Here is a 9160-nt window from a genome sequence, read left to right on the forward strand (position 1 = left end):
CGCAGTGTCACCCGGCCCCGCGGGGGACGCGCGGCTATCGTGACTGCGTGCGCGAAGACGAGATCGAGTTCCAGGGGGACGCCGCTGTCGACCCGACGACGCGCGCCGACGGCGAGCGCGCGAGCGCACCGGGGCCCGACCGCTCGCTCACGGGCGAGGAGCCGGCGCCCGCGCCCGAGCCGCCCGTGAGCCGCGCCGAGGGCGAGTGGCAGGCGTGGGCGGATGCGCTGCGCCGCGTGGGCGGGCGGAGCCCGCTCACCGACTTCATCGACACCACCGCGACCCGGATCGAGCTGTCGACGACCCATCCCGGCGGCCTCGCGCAGTTCATCACCGGGCGCCCGACGGCGCTCTCGAGCCTGATCCGCGACGACCTCGCCCTCCGCGCGGCGCGCTCCGCCGCATCCGCGATCGCCTCGAAGGGCATCGAGCTCGCCGCCGCTCGCTCGATCGACGCCGTGCACCTCGGCATCGGCATGGTCCGCTTCCCGCACGGCGACCGCGAGGTCTACGGCCCGGTGCTGCTGCGCCCGCTCGTCGTGCGCCGCCGCGGCCGCGACTTCGAGCTCCAGCTGCTCGGCCGGCCGTTCGTGAACCCGCGCATCGCGAGCATCCTGCGCGGCCACCACGGCGTGCGCCTCGACGAGCGGCAGCTCATCGAGCTCGCCGCCGGCCACGGCACGTTCACCCCCAACGCCGTGCTCGACGCGGTGCGGCGCGCGGCCGCGCACGTGCCCGGCTTCGCGGTCGAGGCACGGCTGCTCGCGTCGACCTACGCAGATGTGGGCGAGCCCATGGCCGTCGACCTGCAGCAGCACCCGCACGACGTGCTCGACGCGGTGCGCGGTGACGAGCAGGCGCGCTGGCGCGTGCGCGAGGGCCGCAACGGCATCGACGAGACGCCGCAGGACGCGCGCGACCCCGAGGTCGACCGGCTCGTGCTCGACGCCGACGGCGAGCAGGACGCGGTGATCGCCGAGGCCGCCGCGGGCAACTCGATCGTCGTCGAGGCGCTCCCGGGCACGGGGCTCACGCAGACGGTCGTGAACGTCATCGCCGCGCTCGTGGGCGACGACAAGCGCGTGCTCGTCGTGAGCCCGCGCCGCGCGACGCTGCGCGACATCGCCGACCGCCTCGCCCGCACGAAGCTCGAGGCGCTCGCCGTCTCCGAGGCGACGCTCCGCCGCGACCTCATCGCGGCCATCCGCCGCATCGAGCAGTCCGAGCGGCCCGAGACGAGCGAGATCGACGAGGCGATGCTGCGCCTGCGCAAGGTGCTGCTCGACTACCGCGCCGCGCTCAAGCGCGTCGACCCCGAGCTGCAGGTGAGCGTGCTCGACGCGCTCAAGGAGCTCTCGCGGCTCGCGATGCTGCCCACGCCGCCGTCGACGCGCGCCCGGCTGAGCGAGGAGGCGACGCGGCGGCTCGCCACCGATCGCCCGCGCGTCGCGGCGACGATGCGCAAGGCGGCCGCGCTCGGGCAGTTCCGGTACGGGCCGAGCGACACGCCCTGGTACGGGGCGTCCTTCTCGAGCTCGAGCGAGGCATCCGCCGCCCTCGCCGACGCGCAGTCGCTCGCGGGCGCCGACGGCGACGGCGAGCTCGCGGCGCTGCTCGCGAGCGCCCGCACGGTCATCGGCGACACGAAGCTGCGGCCCCCGGCGACGCTCGCGGAGCTCGCGATCCAGGTCGCGCTGCTCACCGACGTGCGCGCGACGCTCGACGTCATGACGCCGTCGATCTACGACCGGCCGCTCGGCGAGCTCATCGCCGCGACCGGGCCGCGGCGCGAGGCGATCCAGTCGCTCGGCGCGATGCAGCGCCGGCGGCTCAAGCGGCTCGCCGAGGAGTACGTGCGGCCCGGCGCGCACGTGCCCGACCTGCACGACGTGCTCATCGCGGCGCAGCAGCAGCGGCGGCTGTGGGCGAAGTTCGCGCCCGACGGCTCGATCCCCTCGGTGCCCGCCGGCCTCGGCGCGCTCGACGCGACGCTGCGCGCCGTCGAGGGCAAGCTCGCGCGCCTCGACGCCGCCCTCAGCCCCGCGACGAAGAGCGCCGACCTGCCGCTCGCCGAGCTCGAGCAGCGGGTCGCCGAGCTCGCCGCGCCGAGCGACGCGCTGCAGAACATCACCGAGCGCGCTGAGCTCATGACGGGCATCGAGCGCCTCGGGCTCGACGCGCTGCTCGCCGACTTCGCCGACCGGCACGTCGCGGACGACCAGGTCGAGCACGAGCTCGACCTCGCGTGGTGGCAGTCGGCACTGCAGGCGATGATCGCGAAGGAGCGGGCGCTGCTGCGCGGCAACACCGACGTGCTGCGGCGGCTCGAGCAGGACTTCGCGCTCGTCGACGAGGCGCACGTCGACGCGTCGAGCGCCCGGCTCGCGCACCAGATCGCCCAGGGCTGGCGGCTCGCGATCGACGACCACCCCGACGAGGCGGAGGCGCTGCGCCGGCTCATCAAGGCGGGTCCGGTCGACCCCGACGAGCTGCAGCGCTTCGCTCCGCACCTCACGCGCTCGGTCGCCCCCGTGTGGCTCGCCTCCCCGTACGACCTGCACCGGGTGCCGAAGCGCATCCCCTTCGACGCCGTGATCATCGCCGACGCCGGCGCCATCACGATCGCCGAGGCCGCCGGCTCCATCAGCCGCGCGCGGCAGGTGATCGCGATCGGCGACTCGGTGACGCAGACGCCGTCGCCGTTCGACGTCGGCATCTCGACGCTCGGGGTGCGCCCGAGCGAGGAGCTCGCGAGCCCCGACGAGCTGCACGCCGAGTCGGCGCTCTCGCGGCTCGGCGCGGTGCTGCCGACGCTGCGGCTGACGCGCTCGTACCGCACGGGCGGCGCCGACCTCGTCTCGGCCGTCAACGAGCGGTTCTACGAGGGCCGCATCGAGGCGCTCCCGTGGGCGGGCGCCTACCTCGGCCACGCGTCGCTCACGACCTCGGTCGTGCACGGCGCGCACGGGCTGCCCGAGCAGGGGGCCGCGACGGTGGAGAGCCCCGACGCCGAGGTCGACCGGGTCGTGCAGCTCGTCACGCAGCACGCGCGCTCGCGGCCGCACGAGTCGCTCATGGTCGTCACCGCCAACGAGCGGCACGCGGTGCGGGTGCAGCAGGCCGTCATGGCCGAGCTCGCCTCCTCCAACCAGCTCACCGACTTCGTGATCGCCGATCGCGAGGAGCCGTTCGTGATCGTCGACATCACGCACGCGAGCGCGCTGAGCCGCGACCGGGTGATCTTCTCGGTCGGCTACGGGCACACGAAGCACGGCCGCAACGTCGACTTCGGCACGCTCGGCCAGCCGGGCGGCGAGCGGCTGCTCGCGGTCGCGATGACCCGCGCGCGCAAGGCGCTGCAGATCGTCACCTCGTTCGACGCGGCCGAGCTCGACCCCGAGCGGCTGCAGCACGGCGCGGCGCTCCTGCGCGAGATCCTGCTCGACGCGGCCGCGGCCGGGCCGCAGAAGTCGTTCTTCGGCGGTGACCCGCTCATGGTCGACCTCGCGACGCGCCTGCGCCGGAGGGGGCTCCGCGCCGACGTCTCCTACGACGGGCAGCTGCCCCTCGTGGTCGCGAACGGCGGCATCTGCGCTGCGATCGAGGCCGACCACGACGACGGCGACCGCACGCTGCGCGAGGCGCTGCGCCTGCGCCCCGAGATCCTGCGGCGCTTCGGCTGGCACACGATGCGCGTGCACGCGTTCGAGCTGTTCACCGACCCCGAGGGCGTCGCCGACCGCATCGCCGAGCTCGTCGGGGCGGATGCGTCGCGGTCGTCGTGACCGACGGCGCAGCGCCCGTGGGCGGCCCAGACGGCGAGTCGGCTGAGCCTCCCGCCCCGGCCGAGCCGCCCGCGCCCCTCGTCATCCGTCGGCGCGGCCGGCGCGTGACGACGGAGCCGGTGCCCGGCTACACGGGCGAGCCGGAGCCGGAGCAGCAGCAGTCGAGCGAGAACGACGAGCGCTTGAAGGGCGACGTCCCCCCGCACTGGGGCTGACGCATCCGCCCCCGCGCCGCGTCATGCCCGCGGCTGGCGCACGGGGCTGGCGCGCGCCCCGTCGCACGGGGCAAGGATGCGCGGCGTGATCGGCGGCGTCGATCCTCGCTGCGGTGCACGGGCCGCGATCGATCCTTGCCTCGTGGCGAGATCGCGACGCGCGGGACTCAGGCGCTCGGCGGCGTCTGCGCCTGCTGCGCGCGCAGCAGCTCGCGGATGTCCTGCAGGATCTCGATGTCGGTCTCGGCCGGCTCGTCGGGCGCGACGCCGCGGCGCCGGTCGATGCGCTCCTTGAGCTTCGTCATGGGGAAGATGAGCGCGAAGTAGACGACCGCCGCGACGATCAGGAAGTTGATGACCGCGGCGAGCAGCAGGCCGATCCGGAACGGGCCGACCGTCGCGTCGGCCAGCGCGTCGGCGTCGAACGCCATCGCGAGCAGCGGGTCGATGATCGCCTGCGTGAACGCGGTGACGATGCCCGTGAACGCCGCGCCGATGACGACCGCGGTCGCGAGCTCGACGACGTTGCCGCGCAGCAGGAACTTCTTGAAGCCCTGGAGCATCGGCTCAGGCCGCGGGCTTCGACGCGCTCGTGCTCGCGCTGCTCGAGGTCGAGCCGGTCGAGCCGGAGCCCGACGAGCCGGAGCCCGACGAGCCCGAGCCGCTCGACTCCGACTTCTTCGCGGGCGCGGCGCCGGTCGAGGCGCTGCCCGTCGACCGCGAGTCGGTGCGGTAGAAGCCGGGGCCGTTGAAGGTCACGCCGATCGAGCCGTACTGCTTCCGCAGGGCGCCGCCGCAGCGCTCGCACACGGTGAGCGCGGGCTCGTCGAAGCTCTGGCGGGCGTCGAAGGCGTGGCCGCAGGTGGCGCAGGCGTATGCGTAGACGGGCATTTCAGCTCCTCGGAGGAATGACGCGGTGGATCCCGGACTGCGTGACCACGCCGTCGACGGGCTGGTCGTACGCCGCGTGCGGGACGGAGTCGAAGAGCTCCTCGTCGTGCACGACTGCGTAGACCGGAGGACATTCTCGCATGGCGGCGATCGTCTTGTCGAAGAATCCGCGGCCGCCGCCGAGCCGCGAGCCGTCGCGGCCGACGGCCGTCGCGGGGATGAGCATGAGGTCGATCGACTCGACCGCGGTCGGCGGCAGCGATTCCGCCGTGGGCTCGGGGATGCCGAGGGTCGCCTCGATCGTCTCGGTCCCGTCGTGCTCGGCCCAGTCGAGCAGCCCGTCGGCGCGGATCACAGGCAGCAGCACGCGGATGCCGGCGCTCGCGGCCCACTCGAGGAACGGGCGGGTGTCGGGCTCCTGCGGCATCGAGAGGTAGGCGGAGATCGTGCGGGCGCCGAGCTGCTCGGTGAGCTGCTTGAGGTGCTCCGTGAGGCCGGGGGAGCGCTCGGCGGCGAAGCCCTCGCCGCGCTCGGCGCGCTCCGTGCGCAGCTGCCGGCGCAGCGCGCGCTTGGCGTCCTCGATCGCGGTCTCGTCGTGCTCGCTCACGCCTGGGAATGTATCGCGGGATGCTTCGGGCCCCCGTCCGGGTTGCACCGAGCATGGACTACGGCCACCCGATCGAGTTCGGCGTCTTCATCACACCGGGCAACGCGCCCGCTCAGCGGCCCGTGCAGCTCGCGCAGGCCGCCGAGCGGCTGGGCTTCGACCTCGCGACGTTCCAGGACCACCCGTACCAGCCGGCGTTCCTCGACACGTGGACGCTCCTCTCGTACCTCGGGGCGGCGACCGAGCGCATCCGCCTCGCCCCCAACGTCGCGAACGTGCCGCTGCGGCAGCCGGCCGTGCTCGCCCGCAGCGCCGCGAGCCTCGACCTGCTCACCGGCGGCCGGTTCGAGCTGGGACTCGGCGCGGGCGGCTTCTGGGACGCGATCGCCGCGATGGGCGGCGATCGCCTCACGCCCGGCCAGGGCGTCGACGCGCTCGCCGAGGCGATCGCGATCATCCGCGGCATCTGGGACACGTCGGAGCGCGGCGGGGTGCACGTCGACGGCGAGCACCACCGCGTCGCCGGCGCGAAGCGCGGCCCGCGCCCCGCGCACCGGCTGCCGATCCACATCGGCGCGTACAAGCCGCGCATGCTCCGCCTCACCGGCCGGCTCGGCGACGGCTGGCTGCCGAGCCTCGGCTACCTGCAGCCGGGCGACCTCGAGCGCGGCAACGCGACGATCGACCGCGCGGCCGAGCAGGCGGGCCGCGAGCCGCGCGAGATCCGGCGGCTGCTGAACATCGGCGGCGACTTCGCCGACGACGGCCGCCTCGAGCAGCTCGTCGAGCTCGCGCTCGAGCACGGCACGAGCACGTTCATCCTCGCCGCCGACGACGCCGGCCTCATGCAGCGCTTCATCGAGGAGGTCGCGCCCGAGGTGCGCGAGCGGGTCGCGGCCGAGCGCACGCTGCGGGGCACCGAGCCCGCCGGCTCGATCTCGGCCGCCGGCCTGCGGCTGCGCGCCGCGGGCATCGACTACGGCGCGATCCCCGCGAGCCTCCGGGCGACGGCGGTCGAGCCGGGCTCGTGGGAGTACCCCGACGTGCGCAGCACGTACCTGCGCGGCGGTGCGCCGGGCCTCGTGCTGCGGCCGACGAACCCTGGCGAGGTCGCCGACGCGCTCGCCTATGCGCGCAGCCAGGGGGCCGCCGAGTCGGTGCCGCTCAGCATCCGCTCCGCCGGCCACGGCATCTCGGGGCGCTCGACGAACGACGGCGGCATCGTCATCGAGCTCGGCGCGCTCGATCGCATCGACGTCGTGGATGCGTCGCGGCGGCTCGTGCGCATCGGCGCCGGGGCGACGTGGGGCCGGGTGGCGACGGTGCTCGACGAGCACGGCTGGGCGATCTCCTCGGGCGACTACGGCGGCGTGGGCGTCGGCGGGCTCGCCACGGCGGGCGGCGTCGGCTTCCTCGGGCGCGAGCACGGGCTCACGATCGATCACGTGGAGGCGGTCGAGGTCGTGCTCGCCGACGGCCGCCTCGTGCGCGCGAGCCGCGACGAGCACGAGGAGCTGTTCTGGGGCATGCGCGGGGCAGGCGCGAACCTGGGGGTGGCCGTCGCGTTCGAGATCGCGGCGCAGCCGGTGGGGGAGATCGGCTTCGCGCAGCTCGCATTCGATGCGAGCAACACCGCCGGCTTCTTCGAGCGGTTCGGTGCGGTGACCGAGGCGAGCGACCGCGTGGTGACGCCCTTCCTGCTGCTGGGCGGCGACCGCCCCGGGCAGCCGCGGGTCGCGCAGGCGATGATCGCGGTGGACGCATCCGACCCCGACACGATCGTCGGGCACCTGCAGCCCTTCGCGACGGTCGCGCCGCTCGTGGGGCAGCACGTCGTGCGCACGCGCTACGCGAGCGTGATCGACAACGCGCCCGGCGGCGCCCACCAGGGGCAGGGCGAGCCGACGACGCGCTCGGCGCTCATCGGCACGATCACGCCGGAGGTCGCGCGCGCGCTCGCGCGGTTCGTCGACGCGGGCGTGCACTACTTCTTCCAGGTCCGGGCGATGGGCGAGGCGATCGCCGACGTGCCGGCCGGCGCGACGGCGTTCGCGCACCGCGAGGCGAGGTTCTCGGTGATCGCGTTCGGCGCCGACCGGGCCCGGCTGGACGCCGCATGGGACACGCTCATCGCACCCCACGCATCCGGCCTCTACCTCTCGTTCGAGACCGACCAGCGGCCCGGACGGCTCGAGGAGGCCTTCCCGCCCGCGACGCTCGCGCGGCTGCGGGCGCTCAAGGCCGAGGTGGATCCCGAGAACCTGTTCCGCGACAACTTCAACGTGGTCGCGGCGGCGCAGGCTCCGGCGGCGCGCGTCTAGGCTCAGGAGCGTGTTCGACAGCGCGCCCCGCCTCACGCACGGGCCCGTCGCGGTGCGCGGCATCCGCCTGCGCGATGCGAGGGTGCTCGAGGCGGAGCTCATCGCCAACCGCCCGTGGCTCGAGCGGTGGGAGGCGACGCTGCCCGGCTCGCGGCCGAGCGGGCGCTTCGACACGAAGTCGTCGATCCGCTCGCTGCTCGAGTCCGACCGCGAGGGCACGGGGCTCGCGTTCGCGATCGAGGTCGACGGGGAGTTCGCCGGGCAGCTGAACGTCGCGAACATCTCGGGCGGGGCGCTGTCGTCGTCGACGCTCGGCTACTGGATCGCGCGCCGTTTCGCCGGCCGCGGCGCGACCACCATCGCGGTCGCGCTCGTCACCGACCACCTCATGCTCGGCATGGGGCTGCACCGCGTCGAGGTGTGCATCCGGCCCGAGAACCTCGCGAGCCTGCGCGTGGTCGAGAAGCTCGGCTTCCGCTACGAGGGGTGCCGCCGCCGCTACATCCACATCGACGGCGACTGGCGCGACCACCTGTGCTTCGCCCTCGTGCGCGAGGAGCTCGCGGAGCCGCTGCTCGAGCGCTGGCTCGGCGGGCGCGTGCCGCCGTTCGACCGCTCGGTCTACCCCGTCGAGGTGGGCGGCGACCCCCGTCAGGACCGCTCCGCGTAGATCCGCTCGGCACGCCTCGCGAACCGCCGCGCGACCTCCCGGATCCTGCGCGGTCGGAAAGATACCGTGCTGGCCATGCCAGAGTTCGCAGGTCTCGGGACGTCGCTCGTCCTCATCGTCGCCGTCGTGCTCTGGGTCGCCTACCTCGTGCCCGTGTGGACGCGGAAGCGCGAGTACCTCGCGACCGAGCGCAACGCCATCCGCCTGCAGCAGACGCTGCGGATCATGGCCGAGTCGGCCGAGGCTCCCGAGGAGGTGCGGCTCGAGGCCGACGCGCGCACGATCGCGGTGCAGCAGAAGGCGGTCGCCAAGGAGCAGCGCCTCAAGCAGGCGCTCGAGCACGCGAGGGCCGTCGCCCGCGCCCGCGAGCTCGACGAGCAGATCAAGGCGGTCGAGCGCGAGGTCCGCGCAGCTGTGAAGTCGACGGTGTCGCGCGCGCAGCGGCTGCGCCGCACGCGCCTCGCGTGCTTCGCGCTCGTGCTCGTCGCGCTCGTGGGCGTCGTCGCCGGCGCGCTCGTCCCGGGGCTGCAGGTGCTCGTCGGCGTCGGCACGACCGTGGCGGTGCTCGGCGTCGTCGGGCTCGTGGCGGTCAACGCGTCGGCGCGGCGGATGCGTCGGGTCGCCGCCTCGACGGCGCCGCAGGTGCGCACGCTGGTCGAGGCGCGCAAGGT

The 9160-nt window shown here is 74.6% G+C and carries 7 protein-coding genes and 1 pseudogene; 5 read left to right on the top strand and 3 right to left on the bottom strand.

Annotation, left to right across the window (positions count from 1 at the left end):
* Positions 1-47: 47 nt before the first annotated feature.
* The gene (locus NWP09_RS03640; RefSeq protein WP_258274177.1) at positions 48-3785 is read left to right on the top strand and encodes an AAA family ATPase; all 3738 of its coding nucleotides are present in this window, start codon (positions 48-50) and stop codon (positions 3783-3785) included.
* On the top strand, positions 3782-4000 hold the full coding sequence (locus NWP09_RS03645; RefSeq protein WP_258274178.1) for a hypothetical protein: 219 nt from the start codon (positions 3782-3784) through the stop codon (positions 3998-4000). Before NWP09_RS03640 ends, NWP09_RS03645 begins: the two co-directional genes overlap by 4 nt.
* Before the next feature lie 167 nt (positions 4001-4167).
* On the opposite strand, the gene mscL is transcribed toward NWP09_RS03645, so the two are convergent.
* The 3 genes from mscL to NWP09_RS03660 are packed head-to-tail and all read right to left on the bottom strand — an operon-like array spanning position 4168 to position 5498.
* Positions 4168-4563 carry a large conductance mechanosensitive channel protein MscL gene (gene mscL, locus NWP09_RS03650; RefSeq protein ID WP_258274179.1) on the bottom strand — a complete coding sequence of 132 codons (396 nt, stop codon included), beginning with the start codon at positions 4561-4563 and terminating at the stop codon, positions 4168-4170.
* Positions 4564-4567: 4 nt separating this feature from the next.
* Positions 4568-4891 carry an FmdB family zinc ribbon protein gene (locus tag NWP09_RS03655; protein WP_258274180.1) on the bottom strand — a complete coding sequence of 108 codons (324 nt, stop codon included), beginning with the start codon at positions 4889-4891 and terminating at the stop codon, positions 4568-4570.
* A gap of 1 nt (position 4892) precedes the next feature.
* On the bottom strand, positions 4893-5498 hold the full coding sequence (locus NWP09_RS03660; RefSeq protein ID WP_258274181.1) for a 5-formyltetrahydrofolate cyclo-ligase: 606 nt from the start codon (positions 5496-5498) through the stop codon (positions 4893-4895).
* Between the two features lie 53 nt (positions 5499-5551).
* On the opposite strand from NWP09_RS03660, the gene NWP09_RS03665 reads away from it, so the two are divergent.
* From NWP09_RS03665 to NWP09_RS03675, 3 genes and pseudogenes are all read left to right on the top strand, one after another.
* Complete coding sequence (locus NWP09_RS03665) at positions 5552-7819, top strand: LLM class flavin-dependent oxidoreductase (protein WP_258274182.1); 2268 nt, start codon at positions 5552-5554, stop codon at positions 7817-7819.
* Positions 7820-7829: 10 nt separating this feature from the next.
* On the top strand, positions 7830-8489 hold the full coding sequence (locus NWP09_RS03670) for a GNAT family N-acetyltransferase (RefSeq protein ID WP_258274183.1): 660 nt from the start codon (positions 7830-7832) through the stop codon (positions 8487-8489).
* Between the two features lie 75 nt (positions 8490-8564).
* Positions 8565-9160, top strand: a pseudogene (locus tag NWP09_RS03675) (hypothetical protein); the annotation flags it as partial.

It is taken from the genome of Agrococcus sp. HG114 (assembly GCF_024723325.1).
Classification (GTDB): domain Bacteria; phylum Actinomycetota; class Actinomycetes; order Actinomycetales; family Microbacteriaceae; genus Agrococcus.